Annotated in this window: 15 protein-coding genes; 9 read left to right on the top strand and 6 right to left on the bottom strand. The window is 67.7% G+C overall.

Annotated elements, in window-relative coordinates:
• Positions 1-12: 12 nt before the first annotated feature.
• From KBX71_RS07075 to KBX71_RS07055, 5 genes are all read right to left on the bottom strand, one after another.
• Positions 13-837 (bottom strand): fumarylacetoacetate hydrolase family protein, encoded by an 825-nt coding sequence (locus KBX71_RS07075; RefSeq protein ID WP_210817201.1) that lies wholly within the window; start codon positions 835-837, stop codon positions 13-15.
• On the bottom strand, positions 834-1901 hold the full coding sequence (locus tag KBX71_RS07070) for a hypothetical protein (protein WP_210817200.1): 1068 nt from the start codon (positions 1899-1901) through the stop codon (positions 834-836). Before KBX71_RS07070 ends, KBX71_RS07075 begins: the two co-directional genes overlap by 4 nt.
• Before the next feature lie 204 nt (positions 1902-2105).
• Positions 2106-3773, bottom strand: a complete 1668-nt coding sequence (locus tag KBX71_RS07065; RefSeq protein ID WP_210817199.1) for a BTAD domain-containing putative transcriptional regulator — start codon at positions 3771-3773, stop codon at positions 2106-2108.
• A 531-nt stretch (positions 3774-4304) separates the two neighbouring features.
• Positions 4305-5291: a DMT family transporter gene (locus KBX71_RS07060; protein WP_210817198.1), complete on the bottom strand. Its 987-nt coding sequence runs from the start codon at positions 5289-5291 to the stop codon at positions 4305-4307.
• Positions 5292-5319: 28 nt separating this feature from the next.
• Positions 5320-5751 carry a DUF2000 domain-containing protein gene (locus KBX71_RS07055; protein WP_210817197.1) on the bottom strand — a complete coding sequence of 144 codons (432 nt, stop codon included), beginning with the start codon at positions 5749-5751 and terminating at the stop codon, positions 5320-5322.
• A 139-nt stretch (positions 5752-5890) separates the two neighbouring features.
• On the opposite strand from KBX71_RS07055, the gene KBX71_RS07050 reads away from it, so the two are divergent.
• The 7 genes from KBX71_RS07050 to KBX71_RS07020 are packed head-to-tail and all read left to right on the top strand — an operon-like array spanning position 5891 to position 12825.
• On the top strand, positions 5891-6790 hold the full coding sequence (locus KBX71_RS07050; RefSeq protein ID WP_210817196.1) for a phytanoyl-CoA dioxygenase family protein: 900 nt from the start codon (positions 5891-5893) through the stop codon (positions 6788-6790).
• A gap of 43 nt (positions 6791-6833) precedes the next feature.
• Entirely contained in the window at positions 6834-8111 is a 1278-nt protein-coding gene (locus KBX71_RS07045; RefSeq protein ID WP_210817195.1) for an amidohydrolase, read from the top strand.
• 34 nt (positions 8112-8145) lie between these two features.
• The gene (locus KBX71_RS07040; RefSeq protein WP_210817194.1) at positions 8146-8859 is read left to right on the top strand and encodes a TenA family transcriptional regulator; all 714 of its coding nucleotides are present in this window, start codon (positions 8146-8148) and stop codon (positions 8857-8859) included.
• Positions 8860-8877: 18 nt separating this feature from the next.
• The gene (locus tag KBX71_RS07035; protein ID WP_210817193.1) at positions 8878-10086 is read left to right on the top strand and encodes an O-succinylhomoserine sulfhydrylase; all 1209 of its coding nucleotides are present in this window, start codon (positions 8878-8880) and stop codon (positions 10084-10086) included.
• Entirely contained in the window at positions 10083-11021 is a 939-nt protein-coding gene (locus KBX71_RS07030; RefSeq protein WP_210817192.1) for a homoserine O-succinyltransferase, read from the top strand. The genes KBX71_RS07035 and KBX71_RS07030 overlap by 4 nt, the downstream gene beginning before the upstream one ends.
• The gene (locus KBX71_RS07025; RefSeq protein ID WP_210817191.1) at positions 11018-11596 is read left to right on the top strand and encodes a GNAT family N-acetyltransferase; all 579 of its coding nucleotides are present in this window, start codon (positions 11018-11020) and stop codon (positions 11594-11596) included. The genes KBX71_RS07030 and KBX71_RS07025 overlap by 4 nt, the downstream gene beginning before the upstream one ends.
• A gap of 29 nt (positions 11597-11625) precedes the next feature.
• On the top strand, positions 11626-12825 hold the full coding sequence (locus KBX71_RS07020; RefSeq protein ID WP_210817190.1) for an MFS transporter: 1200 nt from the start codon (positions 11626-11628) through the stop codon (positions 12823-12825).
• On the opposite strand, the gene KBX71_RS07015 is transcribed toward KBX71_RS07020, so the two are convergent.
• Positions 12814-13596 (bottom strand): AraC family transcriptional regulator, encoded by a 783-nt coding sequence (locus tag KBX71_RS07015; RefSeq protein ID WP_210817189.1) that lies wholly within the window; start codon positions 13594-13596, stop codon positions 12814-12816. The genes KBX71_RS07020 and KBX71_RS07015 overlap by 12 nt on opposite strands.
• A gap of 425 nt (positions 13597-14021) precedes the next feature.
• Between KBX71_RS07015 and KBX71_RS07010 the strand changes: the two genes are divergently transcribed.
• Together KBX71_RS07010 and KBX71_RS07005 are read left to right on the top strand one after the other, a co-directional pair.
• Positions 14022-14507, top strand: coding sequence for an SRPBCC family protein (locus KBX71_RS07010; protein ID WP_210817188.1), 486 nt, complete (start codon positions 14022-14024; stop codon positions 14505-14507).
• The gene (locus KBX71_RS07005) at positions 14504-15139 is read left to right on the top strand and encodes an SRPBCC family protein (RefSeq protein WP_210817187.1); all 636 of its coding nucleotides are present in this window, start codon (positions 14504-14506) and stop codon (positions 15137-15139) included. Before KBX71_RS07010 ends, KBX71_RS07005 begins: the two co-directional genes overlap by 4 nt.
• Positions 15140-15159 lie beyond the last annotated feature (20 nt).

The raw sequence follows: 15159 nt of genomic DNA, 5'->3' as shown, positions 1-15159 counted from the left end.
GTTTCCCTGCCTTCATGCCACTGTGTGCGAGAGCGTGCCCACGCCCTCCACGACGGAACTGATCACGTCGCCGGGGCTGATGACCGCCGCTCCCGGCGTACCGGTGCAGATGACGGTTCCCGCGGCGATGGTGCGGCCGGCGGTGAAGTATTCGACCAGGTAACCCAGGTCGTACTTCATCTCCGACACCGGAGCGGCGGCAACGGTCTCGCCGTTGCGTACGGTGGCGACCCGGATCGACCGAAGGTCGGCGTCGTCGAACTCGTCCAGGCTCACCAACTGCGGGCCCACGCTGCAGAAGGTGTCGAACCCTTTGGCCCAGGGGATGTACCGGGGGTTCTCCCGGATCACGTCCTCTGCCGTCATGTCCAGGACCGCGGTGACCCCGGCGATGACCGACCGCCAGTCGTGGCGGCGTACGTCCTTGCAGGTCCTGCCGACGACAAGACCCAGTTCGGCTTCCGCGGTGACCCGCTTGGACTGGCTGGGTAGCGAGATCTGCTGGCCGTTGCCGATGAGACAGCTTCTCGGTCTCAGGTAGGACCCCGGCCCGGAGGCGGGCTGCTGGGCGTTCAGGTCCGCGGAGTGGCCCCGATAGTTCAGGCCCGCGCCCCAGATGTCACCACGGTCCAGGGTGGTCGCGGCGTCGTCGAGCGGGCGGACGCTCAGCGCGGTGGTCGGCGCCGAGGCGATCTGCTGCGCGATGTCCGCTCGGCGGTCCTCGGCGAGGAGATCGGTCATGCTCAGCCCGTCGGTGCCGGTGAGCGCGACCCAGCCGCCGTCGCGGCCGGCAAAGATCTGGTGGTCGCCGTCGACGGCGAATCGGGCCAGTCTCACCGGACCCCTCCCGCGACGGAGGAGTTTAGCGGCTGCATGGACGCTTCGATGGAGCGCACGATCCGGTGGGCGGCCTCGCGGATGTCGTTCTTGTCGATGCTCTGCCGGGCCAGCTCGGCGGCCTTCTCCATCAGAATCGCCGCCTCAAGGTCGTACTCGGCGCAGATCTGTTCGATGAACGGGAAGAAGCCGGAGTGCACGCCGATGACACCGCCGAGAACCTGCAGGTTCCGGTTCTCGGGGAGCGGCTCGAGACTGGTCCGGCAGAACGAGGCGAGGTGGGCCAGGCTCTGGTAGGAGTACTTGTCGTCGCCGACGATGCTGAGAATGCCGGCCAACGATTCGGTCTCCGCGTTCCCGGCACCCCGGCCGATGCCGTCCAGCGTGCCGTCGACGATCGCGGCTCCCGCCTCCAGGGCGGCCATGCTGTTCGCGTTTGCCAGGCCGAGGTTGTCGTGACCGTGGAAGCCGACAACGGGGCACAGGCTCTTCGCGACGTCGATGTACTTCTTGACGTCGCCGGGGAGCATCGAGCCGTAGGAGTCGACGACGTACAGACCGGCGATGCCTGGCGAGACCCCCCGGAGCAGCTTGGGGATCTCCTCGGCGGACACCGCGCTCGACTTCATGAGATTGAGGTAGACCTGGTCGCAGGTCTCGACCGCCGCCTCGATGTAACCCAGGTTGTCCTGGACCTGGTCGGCCTCCATGCCGATGCGGACGAACGACATCCCCTGGTCGCAGAGCTCGGTCAGGGTCGAGAGCCGACTGAACTCGGGCTGGGCGAACATGCCCCAGGACGACGACGTGAGCGTCGACCGGGCGATCTCGCACCACCGGTCGAGGTCGATGTTGCAGGCCTTGATCCCGGCACGCTCGGCTTCGTATCCGATGCCGTGACCGATCTCGATCTTCTGGATGGGCGTGTCGTCGAGGTGGCTCAGCAGGGTGGCGACGAACTTCTCGTCGAGCTCGAAGTTCACCGCGTAGGAGCCTTCGCGGATGGTGGCGTCGAGGACCTCGACTACCGGAGTTTGGAAAAGCGGGACGGGCGGTGCCGACATTGTGACTCTCCCGAGCTGATCGCTGGCGCTGGTTGTCTTCGGAGCGGTTGACCCCAAGGTCTTCGGTAACCCGGATCACCCAGCGATGCGAACGTAGGAAGCCGCGTCCTCGCACGGTCCTTGGCGCTTGGGCGCTGCCAAGAAGGCGCTGACGCAAGGGGCCCGGCTTCTGGCGAAGCCGGGCCCTGTCGACGTGCTGCGGAGTCAGGCCAGTTGCAGGGAGTACGCCCGAACCAGTTCGTTCATGCGGTAACGGCCCTGCCCGGTGGAGGTGAGCAGATGGGAGTCGACCAGCTCTTCGAGCAGCCGGGTGGCCCGGGCAATGGAGAGGCCGGCCATCGTCGCGAGTTGAATGGGCTCGATGTCCTGGTCATCGATGTGACCGAGCAGCCGGAAAAGCCGCTGGTGCTCGGGGTCGAGCCAGTAGAACGACATGTCGAAGGCCGCCGCGACCCCGGTGTTCTCCATGCTCAGTTCGGCCAACCGGGACTGGTCATCGGCCAATCGGGCGGCCATGTACGACACGCTCCAGTTGGTGCGGTGACGTAGCCGGACCGCGGCGCTACGAATGGCGAGCGGCAGCCATCCGCAGTGCCGCAGGATCTCGTCGACGGCCGCCGCGTCGGCGAGGGGCCGTTCATCGCCCACCACGCTGCTGAACAGGGCCCTGCCGGCGGCGATGGTGAACTCCGGCAGGGACAGGTGGCAGGTCGAGTGCATGCTGGTCAGTCGGCGTCGGCTGGTCACCACGGTGAGACAGCCCGGCACACTGGCCAACAACGGGGTGACGTGTGAGGTGCTCGCCGCATCGTCCAGGAGGATGAGGACACGCTTGCCGAGCAGCCGACTCTGCCATGCCGCATGCCGTCCGTCCAGATCGTCCGGGATCGACTCGGCGGGCACGCCGACGGTGCGCAGCAGCATGGACAGCGCCGACGACACCTCCGTCCATCGCCCTTCGATACCGTGTGCGCCGAGGTCGACGAAGAGCTGCCCGTCCGGGTACGCCGTCGCGAGCCGCCGGCCCAGGTGCAGGGCGAACGCGGTCTTCCCGACCCCGGCCATCCCGTCGATCGCCACCACCGCCGGCGGCGGCACGTCGAACCCGTCGGAGTGCCGCCGCAGCTCCCGCAGGACCGTAGCCTCTTCCCGGTCTCGGCCGGTGAGCCGCACCGCCTCGCCGGGCAGGTTGTACCAGGGCGACGACGGCTCGGACACCACGGCCGGGGCGGCGGGCGGCAGGTCGCTGGAGAGGATCTGCAGGTGCAGCTCTTGCAACTGGGGCTCGGGATCGACGCCCAACTCGTCGCGCAGGAGGCGGCGGGTGGCGTCGAATACCTGCAACGCCTGCGCCCGGGCGCCCGAGCGGCACAGCGCGATCATCAACTGCGCCACGAAACGCTCCCGGAACGGGTTCTCCGCCACCGCCGTGGTCAGCTCCCCGATCACGGCGGAGTGTCGGCCGAGTTCGACTTCCAGGTTGATGCACTGCTCGAGGGCGGTCAGTCGCAGTTCTTCGACGCTGACCACCTCGGAGCGCAACGCCTCGCTGGTCAGCCCCGCCAGCGCTCGGCCCCTCCAGAGCGACAGCGCGCCACGCAGCGCCTTCACCTTGCACACCACGTCGGGTTCCTGGCCCGCCGAGTCGACCTGCCGGACGAATTCCGTCAGGTCGAGCCCCGCACCCATCCGGTCGAGCCGGTAACCGTCGGCGGCCGGGTTGATGGTCACTCCGGTCACGGCCAGCGCCTGACGCAGGTCGGATACGGCGTTGCGGATCTGCTTCGACGCGGTCGACGGCACGGACTCGTCCCACACCGCGTCGACCAACCGGGACAGCGCCACCGGTTTCTCCTTGGCCACCAACAGCATGCCCAGAACGCTCTGCTGTTTCGCTCCGCCAATCCTGATCGTCGTGTCGTCCACATGACATTCGAGCGGACCCAGCACACGGAAAACCGTAACCGGCACGAGTTACCCCCGTAACTGTGTGGCGATTCATCAGGCGGAAGCCGGTCCTGACAAACAGACAGGACACCATGACTTGCACCATTGCCGAGAGGCTGGAGGCCGGAATTCCCTTACATCGGCGGAAGAGCCACCCGGGCTCGCAGCCGTCACGCTAATGCCGCGCCTGACATTCGTCAACGGCCTTGATGCGAAGCCTGGGCAAGATCGGCATCACGCAAGGTCACTAAAAGCGGCGCTTTCCGCCCGTGAACGGACCGCGCTTTCACGCTGCGTCGCAATTGCCGGGCGCGGCGGCATGCCCAGGAGAGCGCCGCCGCGTCTCAGGTTCTGAGAGCGGAGAACCGCCGCGTCCAGGGTCCTCGAAATCGACTCGGTTCGTCGCCGAGGGACCATGGCAGCGCCGGCCGCCTCGCCAACGGGCGAGACTGACGGTTACCGGGCCGAGCCCAGGGTCTGCGCCGGCCGCGCCGGGGGTGCCGCGGCCAGCTGCCGCGAGCGACTCCACGGGTTCACCGCAAGCAGGGCGCCCGCGAGCATGACCAGCGATCCGACAATCTGCCAGGCAGTAAAGGACTCGCCGAGGAAGAGCACCGAGCAGGCGATGCCGAACACCGGCACGGCGAACATCATCACCGTCGCGGTGGACGGACTCACCTTGGCCAGTCCCCGGTAGTACAGCAGGTAGGCAAGCGCCGTCGGACCGACGGCCAGGTAGACGACGTTCGCCCAGGCGGTGCCGGACACGGCCGTCCACTCGGCCGAGGGCAGGGCCGGCGCCGCCGGGATGATCAGGGCGATCGCGCCGACCGCCGTCGCGATCGTGGTGGCGCGCAGCGGCTCCATGCCGACCAAGACCTTCTTCGACACGATGCTGTAGGCGGCCCACGCCGCAGCCCCCAGTAGGAACAGCACGTCGCCGAGCAGCCGCGAACCACCGAACTCGCCACCGGTCCCCCGCACACCCAGGAAGAAGGCCGCCGCACCGAGCAGACCCAGGAGCAGCCCCACGCCCCTGGACATGGTCGTCCGTTCCGCCCCGGTGATGATCAGGGCGGCCGTGGTGAGCACCGGGCTCAGCACCGGGACGATGATGCTGCCGTCGATGGACGGGGCCAGCGACAGCGCCCAGAAAAAGAAGAGGTTGTAGGCGAACACGCCGAGCAGACCGACGAAACCGCACCGGACGACCTGGCGCCACGTCAGCCGGGGCCCGTCCGGACGCCGCGCACCCAGGGCGATGCTGATCAGGACCAGGATGAGGGCGCCACCACCGAACCGCAGCAGGGCGGCCACCTGGTGCGGCACCTGCTCCACGACCACTTTGGAGCTGGCGAATGCGCTGCCGAAGAAGACCATCGTGGCCAGCAGCGACAGGTAGGCGTCGGCTGGAGCGTCCGGCCGCCCGGCCTCGTTGCGCATAAGGGTCCCTTCACCGTCGATCACCGGGTCAGTGGTGCATGTCGGCGCCTTTCAGCACCCTGTCCACCGCGTTGCGCGGGCCGTAGACCGCCAGCCCGACGAGGTCGAGCTTCTCGGTGGGCACAGCCCGCACGGCGGACCGGTTGTCCCGGTCGTTGGCCGTCGCGAACAGCTCGGACGTGAACACCGACGTGGGCAGGTCCCGGCTGAGGGCCCGGTCGTGCGCCAACCGCAGCAACTCCTTGTCACCCTGAAAGACCAGGACGGGCTGGCGGAACATGGACAGGTACTCCACGCCGCTGGCGTCCTCGTACGGCTTGCCAATCACCTCGGGCAACGCCGTACCCATCCCACTGACTAGGAACGCCGTAATGTTCAGGCGCTGCCAGGGAAGCACGTCGTCGCGGAGCAGCACGGCGATCTTCGTGTCGAAGCGCACGGGTGCTGGTTCAGGTTGCATGGCTCAATCATGTGACGGCGGCACATCCGCGGTCTTGTACAAAGTTGACGTGGCGGGTGGGGCACGTGCAAGGAGCGCACAAGACTTCGACAAGGTCGGCCCCGGAGGCTGGATCACGACCACCGAGGGAGGCGTGATTATGACTTACGAACTGTCGCCAGCCGAACTGGAGCATTTCTCGTCGCGCGGTTATGTCCAACCCTTCGACGTTCTCGACGATGAGGAGCTCGTACGTATACGGCCGACGTTCGAGAAAATTCTCTCCAACGACCTCAAATCACCAATCTACGACCGGACCACGCACCGCGACTGGCATCTGTACTACAAGAATCTGCTGACGATGGTCTACCGGGCGCAGGTGATCGACCGTTTGAAGTCCCTGCTCGGCGAAAACCTTCTGGTGTGGCGGTCGTCGATCTTCCACAAGGCACCCGGCGATGGGCGTCTCGCCTGGCACCAGTCGAGCCTCTTCGCCGGCGAGGAGTACGGCATCTTCAAGCCGGCGCTGCTGCCACCGGAGGAGTACGAGGTCTACACCGACCTGTTCAACGTCTCGGTATGGATCGCCCTGGACGACGTGACCGAGGCCAATGGTGCCATGGAGTTCGCGCCCGGCACGCACTACCGGCAGTTCCCGGTGCGCAGGGTGCCATTCGCCGACTCGGTGTTCGGCAAGGTGGCCAAGGACACCTTCACCAGGGCCGGCGACACGGCGCGGCTCGCCGAGCTGGCTGAGCGGTTCGCGTGCGAGACCATCTTCGACCCCGAGGCCGAAGGCGTCGAGGTCGTCCCGATCACGATGAATGCCGGGCAGGCAGTCATCTTCACCGACCGGGTCATGCACGGTTCGCTGCCGAACGTCACAACCGACGAGCGCCGCCTCGCGATCAACTTTCGAGTCACGATCCCGCAGGTCGAGGTGTACCCGCATCGCAAGGACGGCGACTTCGTCGATGGCAACGACCACAGCATCGAGAAGCACGCGTGCGTGATGCTCAACGGCGAGGACCGCTTCGGCAAGAACATCTACTTCAACTGATCAAACTACGCAGGCTCCGGCCGTTTATCGGAGGTGGGGGATCATGACGACGCCCGGACCGGACCGGTCGGCACTTCTCGGGGAGTTCTACCGGGACCTCCACCGGCATCCCGAGCTCGCCACACACGAGCACCGCACCGCCGCGCGGATCGTGGCGCAGCTCGCCGACCCCGCTGTCGAGGTGACCGTCGGTGTCGGGGGCACCGGGGTCGTAGCGGTGCTGCGCAACGGGCCGGGACCTGTCGTCATGCTCCGCGCCGACATGGACGGCCTGCCGGTGGCCGAGGCTACCGGCCTGGACTACGCCAGCACGGCGTATGGCAGGGACCCGCAGGGAAACGACGTCCCGATCATGCACGCCTGCGGGCACGACATGCACGTGGCCTGCCTGGTCGGCGCCGTGTGGGAGCTGTCGGCCAGCCGGGCGAGCTGGGCGGGAACAGTGGTCGCTGTCTTCCAGCCGGCCGAGGAGATCGCGGCCGGTGCCCGGCTGATGGTGGACGACGGTCTGTTCGAGCGCTTTCCCCGGCCGGACGTCATCCTCGGGCAACACGTGGCCCCCCTGCCCCCCGGCGTGGTGGGCTACGTGCCCGGGATCGCCATGGCGAACGCCGACCTTCTGGTCGTCCGTCTGTTCGGCCGGGGCGGCCACGGCTCCCGACCGGAGTCCACCGTCGATCCGATCGTCATGGCCGCGGCAGTGGTCATGCGCCTGCAGGGCGTAGTCGCCCGGGAGCTGCTGCCGAGCGAACCGGCGGTGCTGACCGTGGGATACATCCACTCCGGGGTGAAGGCGACAGTCATCCCGGACATGGCCGAGTTGGGCCTCAGCCTGCGCACGTTCTCCGAGGAATCCCGGGATCGGGCGCTGGCAGCCATCCGGCGGATCGTGTCGGCGGAGGCTGCGGCGTCCGGCGCCGACCGGGAAGCCGAGGTGGAACTGACGCATCGCGTACCGGCGCTGCTCAACGACGAGGCGGTGGTGTCGCGTACCGTCGAGCGGTTCGCGGACGCCCTGGGCCGGGACCGGGTCATCGCGATGGAACCGGTGACCGCCAGCGATGACTTCGGCACGCTCGGCCGGGTCTCGGGTGCGCCCGCCTTCTACTGGTTCTTCGGTGGTCCGGCGACGCGTGGCGGTCCGGCGGTGGGCATCGACCAGGCCGCGCCCAGCAACCACGCGCCGGACTTCGCGCCGGTGATTGAGTCGACCCTCGGCACCGGCGTGACCTGTCTGGTGACCGCGGCTCGGGAGTGGCTCGGCACTCCGGCCGAGCCGGACCTGCCCGACGTGGCGGCTCTCGCCGGGCGCTACGCCTGAACTGATCTTCGTTGTCGACAAAGGGAGCAGTGCCATGCCGTTGGCGCGTGCAGAATTTCGGACCGAGTTGGAGTCGGTGCTCCACAACAAGCTCACGCTGTCGCACCCGATCTTCGACATCCTCTTCGACCCCGCGCAGCCGGACATCGAGACCCTGCGCAAGGTCGCCCTTCAGGGCTACCAGCTCACGAAGCACTTCCTCGAATACATCGAGACGTTGTTCTTCTACTGCCCGCCCGGCCGGAACAAACGCCGCCTCCTGCACAACATGTACGAGGAGGAGACGGGCCGCATCTCCGGGACGAAGAACCACGTACGCCTGATGCAGGACTTCCTGCGGGCGCTCGGGATCGACGACGACGTCCGCGACTCGGCGGCGCCGCTGCCGGCCACCCGGGAACTCATCGACTACCGGATGGAGAACGTGAAGGACCCCGCCCGGTACCACATCGGCGCGGCCGCCGTCATGATCGCCAGTGAGGGACAGAACCTGGAGACCCGGGGTGCCGAGGCGCGCGACACCCTCTTCAAGCGGGTCTACGGCCTCACCGACGCCGACCTGCTTTTCTTCTCGGTGCATCAGGCCGAGGACGTGCAGCACGTGCAGCACGGCCTCGACCTGGTCGCCGACATCTGCGGCACCGACCAGAAGCAGGCGGAGGCGCTGTACGCAGTCGAGCACACGTGCGACCTCTTCTACGAGATGTACGAGGGCATCTTCCGGCAGTACAAGGCCGGAACGCTCTAGCCGGGGGCGGTCGCAGACATGAACCGTGTCAAGGACTGGCGGCAGTACCGCAACGCCACACGTGCGGTCCGGGCAGGCCAATATCAGGATGTCGGGGACCAGCACAGCGAGGCGCTGGCGCTCACCTCAAGCTATGTGTTCGACGACGCCGAGGACGCCGCCGAGAAATTCGCCGGTACCCGGTCCGGGAATGTCTACATCAGGTTCACCAACCCAACGACGCTCGCGTTCGAACAGCGGATCGCCGCGATGGAGGGCGCCGAGGACGCTGCTTCGGTCGCCTCCGGCATGGCCGGCTACCTGGCGGTGGCGATGGCCCTGCTCCAGGCCGGTGACCACGTGATCCTGGGTGCCGGGATGTTCGGGACCACCACCCGGCTCTTCGAGTCGTACCTGCGTAAGTTCCAGGTCGACGTGAGCGTCGCCGGCGTGGTGGACCTCGCGGACTGGCGTGCGCTCGTCCGACCCAACACGAAGATGTTCGTGGTGGAGAGCCCCACCAACCCGATCATGCAGGTGGCTGACATTCGGGGGTTGGCCCTGCTGGCCGCCGAGTCGGGCGCGCTCCTCGCTGTCGACAACACCCTGTGCACCCCGGTGTACCAGAATCCGATCGATCTCGGCGCGGACCTGGTCCTGCACTCGGCCGCGAAGTACATCGACGGCCAGGGACGCTGTGGCGGCGGAGTCGTCGCCGGCCGGGCGGACCTGATCGCCGAGGTACGCGGTGTCCTCCGCACGATGGGCCCGAGTCTGAGCCCGTTCAACGCCTGGGTGTTCCTCAAGGGGTTGGAGACGTTGCGCATTCGGATGCGGGAGCATTCCCTCAACGCGCAGATCGTCGCCGAGTGGCTCGCCGTCCATCCGGACGTCGAACAGGTCTTCTACACCGGCCTGACCAACCATCCGCAGACGGAGCTGGTCGCCAAGCAGCAGTCGGGTCACGGCGGGCTGGTCAGCTTCACCGTCCGAGGCGGGCAGGAGCGGGCCTGGGCGCTCGTCGACCGACTGGAACTGATCTCCAATACGACCAACATCGGCGACACCAAGAGCATGATCACGCATCCGGCCACCACCACGCACGGCCGCCTCTCCTGTGCGCAGAAGCTCGCGTCCGGCATCTTCGGCAACCTGCTGCGGATCTCGGTAGGGCTGGAGGACGTCCAGGACATCATCGCCGACCTCGATGGTGCCTTGCAGCACAGCACCGGTGAGGCCGGTCGATGACCCTGACCCGCTACCAGCCCCGCCGCTACCGGCCTGCGGCGGGGCTGCGGATCGGCATCGCGGATCTCATGGGCGCCGGGGCGCGGGGCGTCGCCTACCGGATGTTCGCCGATCTGGTGGCGAGCCGGCGCCCGGCACCCGAGGTCCGACTCTTCGATCCGCTCCAAGCTGTACCCCGCGCCTCGACGCCGGGCTCCGCCCGGATCGGGTGGCGCGACCTTGCCGGGCTGGACGCCCTCGTCGTTACCGGCGCCGAGCCGACCACCGCCCACCTCGAGGCCGACTCGACGTGGCCGGTGATCACCCGCATCGTCGAGAGCACCGCGGCCGGTTCCCTGCCGGTCGTGTTCTCGTGCCTCTCGGCGCACGCCGCGCTCCGCATCCGCTATCGGCTACCGCGCAGCCCGTTGGTCGGCAAGCGGTGCGGGGTGTTCGAATACCCGGTCACCGATCCGACGAGCAGCCTGATGGCCGGTGCCGGCCCGATCGTCACGGCACCGCAGTCACGGTGGAACACCGTCGCCCTCGACGACCTGGTGCGGACCGGGATCAGGCCGCTCGCAGCGACCGCCGACGGCGATTGGCACATCGCCGTAGGCCCCGACGGGTTGCGCGAGGTGTTCCTCCAGGGGCATCCGGAGTACGGGACGGACATGTTGCTGCGGGAGTATCGCCGCGACGTCCGGCGCTTCCTGGAAGGGCAAACCGCACGCTATCCGGCGCTTCCCGCAAATTACTTCGACGCCGCGGCGGTCACCGCGCTCGAGGAGTTCCAGTCCCGAGCCGTGCGCCGACGCGACATTCGCCTGCTGGAGTCGTTTCCGGGCACCCTGGCCGCGGCTGGGCTGCGCGACGGGTGGCGACCGGCCGCACGCACCATCTTCGGTAACTGGCTCGATCAGATCGCCCTACGCAAGAACGGAGTTTCGATGTGAGTACGGTGACCCGCGCCGGCCTGCGGTGGCGATGGGCGACCGATGTCCTCGCCATCCGCGACGAACTCGGCGGGTTCCTCGGGGCCAGCGTCGACGACGACGGCATCCTGGGTTACCGCGAGCCGCCGTCGCCCCGCCAGGTGCGAGAGTTCGCGGAGGATCTGCAACGAGGGGTCACCAAGGGCGTGGCGCACCTGCTGGTTGGTTCCGGCGCGTCCGCGCTGGCGGCAATGTGTGTGCTCAAGCCGAGCTCGATGCCGAACTGTCGGCACATCGCCGAGGTGTCGAAGGCGTACCTCACTCCGGCAGTCCGTCGCACCGGCGCTCTGCTGGAGCTGGCCGGCAACGTCTGCGACAAGGCTCGCGAACTTGGCGTGGAGAAGTTGGTCATCGACGTCCGCGAGCAATCCCCGGCATACCGCACCTGGCTACGGCTGGGCTTCACCACCTTCGGGACGCTGGAGGACTACGCCCGAATCGGGGGCGTCAGCCATCGCGGCCACTACATGGAGCACTCCCCGGCGGCACTGCGCGCCGTCGTCGACTCCGTACAGGCCGCAGGGCGGCACGGATGATGCCGGTCCAACGTCGGTGGCGCGCGTCGATGGTCGCTGTCGCGGCACTGGCCTTCGTCATCACGCTGTTCTCGTCGGCGATGAAGAACACCATCACGGCGTTCTTCGTGCCGATGGCCGTCGACTTCGAGGTGTCCCGGGGGATCTTCGCGGTCGCCCCGTCGTTGTTCATGTTCACCTACGCGGTGGCATCGATGGTGAGCGGATACCTCGCCGATCTCCTCGGCGCGAAGCGGGTGATGATCGGCGGGCTGGTGCTCAGCGCGTTGGTCTTCCTGGTCGGCGGGCTCACCGAGTCCTTCACGCTCTTCGCCGCCCTCTACGGCGTCGGTATGGCGTTCGCCTCTGCGACGGTCTCATACGTGCCGCTCGGCGTCCTGGTCGACGAACTGTTCCCGCCACACCGCCGGGGCCTGGCGTACGCGGCCATCACCAACGGCACCGCGGTCGGCTTCATCGTGCTGCTTCCGCTCTGGATCCAACTCAGCGACCGGTGGTCGTGGCGGTCCGTCTTCGTCGCGCTGAGCCTGGTGATGCTGGCCCTGGCGGCGGCCGCCGTGGCCGGGATTCCGCAGCGGGTGTCCGAGCCGGCGCAGGCCGCGAGCGACGACGAGGCGGTCGCCGGCAGGTGGAACGGGTTCGCCCGCGTACGCCGTTCGCGTACCTTCTGGGCGGTCAGCACGGCGTTCGTCGGCTGCGGAGTGACCATGGCCTTCGTCGACGTACACCTGGTCGCGAGCCTCAGCGAACACCATCTCGGCCATGGCGTGGAAAGTCTCACGTCGGTCGTGCTCGGCGCGGCTGAGCTGGTCGGTGCGATCGTCGCCGGATACCTCTGCGATCGCGGGCATCCGCTCGCCGTGCTCGCCGGGGGTTATCTGCTCCGTGCCCTCGGCATGATCGTCCTGGCGGTCCATCCGACAGCGTTCGGCGCGGCGATGTTCGGGCTGCTGTTCGGGGTGAGCTATCTCGCCACGGTGGTCGCCGGAACGATGCTGCTGCTCGCCGAGTTCGACGCGCGCAGCCGCGGGCTGGCGCTCGGTCTCATGTGGCTGATGCACCAGGTCGGCGCGTTCCTGGCGAGCCAGGCGGGTGGGCTCAGCTTCGACAGGTACGGATCGTATGGGCCGATCACCGTGGCCGGGGCAGCGGCGGCAATCGGATCGCTGCTCATCATCGTGCTGACCCGCCCAGGCGACCGGGCAAAGAGCCCGGTGCTACCCACCTAACCCGACCGTACGGGCGAAGATGCCCGGGCTGACACCGAGGATCCGCTTGAAGTGGCGGGCCAGATGAGGCTGGTCGTAGAAGCCGCTGCTCGTGGCGACCCGGTCCAGGGGGTGCCCGTCCAGGATCAGGCGTCGCGCCTCGTCGACCCGGCGGGAGGTCAGGTAGCGGTGCGGCGACATGCTGAACTCGCGGCTGAACGCCCGGACCAAGTACGAGGGGTCGAAGTGCAGCAACCGACCGGCGTCGTACAGCGAGACCCCGTCGGCAACGTGCTGCTCGAGCAGATCGCGAAGCAGGTAGGCCGCCGTGGGATCGGCGTCCGGCATGACGATCCGCTCCCCCAGGCGGGCGCGCACGCTGTCGGTGAGCCGGGTCAGCAGCGTTTCCGCCCGCAATTCGTCACCGGGTCTCAGAAATGCGCCATGCAATGCCGATATAGCGCCGCGCAGCCACGGATCGGGGAAGCTGGAAATGTCGACCGATCGACCAGCGAGGTCGGCCGACAGATGGCTCGCGTCGAGGTAGATCACCCGTTTCCGGAAACCACCCGGACTGGCCGAGCGACCGTTGTGCGGAACGTGCGGAGGCAAGAGGGTTACCAGCTCACCGAACGCGCAGCGCTCGTGCCGGTGCAGGTCATAGCGCACCGCACCATCATCGACGATGAGTAGCGTCCAGGTGTCGTGAGCGTGCATGGGATAAGCATGATCGGTGAGGTGGGCATGCAGCACCTCGGCGACGCCCGGCAGTTTCGGGCGCCATGCCTGCATCTCCGTAGCGGGCTGCACGTTCCGTGACACAAGAGCATTCTTCCCGCCTCGGCAGAGAATTTCCACCTGTGACGTCGCATCCCTGAGCCGCACCGCTGGACGGGGCCACTCCGACGAACTCAGATCGCTCATGCCCTCCAGGGGTCGAATTCGATCGAGGGTTACCAGGTATCCCTGGACGACGCAACCGCGGCCGTCGCCAGAGACGAACCGGTAGAGACCAACCCGCAGACCTGGGAGGTCATCACCGGCTACCGGGACGCCCTGACCTACGTGCAACAACTCGCCCGCTCACGCGACTAGGTAGTTCTTGCCGATGTGTAGCGGTTGCCGTCTTGGCACGATCGCATCTGCCGGGTGTGGATCTAGCGGCCCACACTCATGCCCGGCGATCCGATGGTCAGTGACCGCAGAGAGGCTTCACGATGGAAAACACTACGGACACCGGCGAGGCCGGTATTGACGTGTCGGCCCCGGTGGTCAGCCGCCACAGCGTCACGGTGACCGCGTCGGCGGACACCGTGTGGCGAATCCTCAGCGACATCGACGCATGGACGACCTGGCTGCCAGAAATCCCGTACGCACGCGTGGAAACACCCGGTCCGCTCGCCCCGGGCTCCGTGTTCCGCTGGTCGGCCGCGGGCATGGAGATCGAGTCGACGATCGTTCAGGTACGGCCGCGGGAACGCCTCGTGTGGCGGGGATACGGTGACGGACCGGACGGGGTCCTCGGCGTCCACGTCTGGGCGCTCACCCCGGCCGGCGACGGTGTGGAGGTGTCGACCGAGGAGTCCTTCGCGGGCCCGCCTGTCGATGCCGACCCTGGGCCGTTCCAGGAGGGCCTCGACACGACCCTCGCCACGTGGCTGGAACGACTCAAGGGCACCGCCGAGGCGGTGGCCGCCTCATGAAGAATCGTGTGTTTGCCGTCGCGACGGCAGTGGTCGTGGCCGGCCTCGTGGGCACCGCAGGTGCGCCGGCTCGGGCCGAGGTCAGGCGCGATGTCGGTGCCGACCACGCGACGGTGCGATGTGCGGGACGGACTGTCGACACCGCGGCGAAGATTCGCTATCGGACGGAGACGACGATCAACGCTCCGCTGCGAACCGTCTGGAAGTTGCAGACCGACGTGGAGCGCTGGCCGTCGTGGCAGAAGCCCGTTTTGTCCAGCAAGCGGCTCGATCGTGGCCCACTGCGTCCCGGTTCGTCGTTCCGGTGGACGACACCGGTCCCCGAGACCGCGCTGAATCCCGCCACGACCCTCGTCGTCACGTCCACCGTCCGGCAGCTCCAGCACCAGAGGTGTCTTCGGTGGGACGGCCCGGCGATCGGTGCGGGTCTGCGCATCGACGAGGGGGTGCACGTGTGGACGTTCACCGAGATCGACGGTCGGGTTCTCGTGCGTACCGAGGAGACGTGGCGCGGTGACCAGGTGGAGCAGGACGTCGATTTCTCCACAATGGCTCTCGGAGGGGGCCTGGAGACGTGGCTGACGGAGCTGAAGACGCGTGCCGAACGGGAGTGTGGTCGGGCCCGGCGCTGACGTGACCCAAGGTCCCCGCC

It is taken from the genome of Micromonospora sp. D93 (genome assembly GCF_018070365.1).
GTDB lineage: Bacteria > Actinomycetota > Actinomycetes > Mycobacteriales > Micromonosporaceae > Micromonospora > Micromonospora ureilytica.
The sequence above is the reverse complement of the archived record's forward strand: the minus strand, read 5'-3'. Positions and strand labels throughout refer to the sequence as shown.

Excerpts from the sequence above, each read along its gene's own strand:
- KBX71_RS07070 (WP_210817200.1), bottom strand. The coding sequence starts at position 1,901 with ATGTCGGCACCGCCCGTCCCGCTTTTCCAAACTCCGGTAGTCGAGGTC.
- KBX71_RS07065 (WP_210817199.1), bottom strand. The coding sequence starts at position 3,773 with ATGCTGTTGGTGGCCAAGGAGAAACCGGTGGCGCTGTCCCGGTTGGTC.
- KBX71_RS07060 (WP_210817198.1), bottom strand. The coding sequence starts at position 5,291 with ATGCGCAACGAGGCCGGGCGGCCGGACGCTCCAGCCGACGCCTACCTG.
- KBX71_RS07055 (WP_210817197.1), bottom strand. The coding sequence starts at position 5,751 with ATGCAACCTGAACCAGCACCCGTGCGCTTCGACACGAAGATCGCCGTG.
- KBX71_RS07050 (WP_210817196.1), top strand. The coding sequence starts at position 5,891 with ATGACTTACGAACTGTCGCCAGCCGAACTGGAGCATTTCTCGTCGCGC.
- KBX71_RS07045 (WP_210817195.1), top strand. The coding sequence starts at position 6,834 with ATGACGACGCCCGGACCGGACCGGTCGGCACTTCTCGGGGAGTTCTAC.
- KBX71_RS07040 (WP_210817194.1), top strand. The coding sequence starts at position 8,146 with ATGCCGTTGGCGCGTGCAGAATTTCGGACCGAGTTGGAGTCGGTGCTC.
- KBX71_RS07035 (WP_210817193.1), top strand. The coding sequence starts at position 8,878 with ATGAACCGTGTCAAGGACTGGCGGCAGTACCGCAACGCCACACGTGCG.
- KBX71_RS07030 (WP_210817192.1), top strand. The coding sequence starts at position 10,083 with ATGACCCTGACCCGCTACCAGCCCCGCCGCTACCGGCCTGCGGCGGGG.
- KBX71_RS07020 (WP_210817190.1), top strand. The coding sequence starts at position 11,626 with ATGGTCGCTGTCGCGGCACTGGCCTTCGTCATCACGCTGTTCTCGTCG.
- KBX71_RS07015 (WP_210817189.1), bottom strand. The coding sequence starts at position 13,596 with ATGCAGGCATGGCGCCCGAAACTGCCGGGCGTCGCCGAGGTGCTGCAT.
- KBX71_RS07010 (WP_210817188.1), top strand. The coding sequence starts at position 14,022 with ATGGAAAACACTACGGACACCGGCGAGGCCGGTATTGACGTGTCGGCC.
- KBX71_RS07005 (WP_210817187.1), top strand. The coding sequence starts at position 14,504 with ATGAAGAATCGTGTGTTTGCCGTCGCGACGGCAGTGGTCGTGGCCGGC.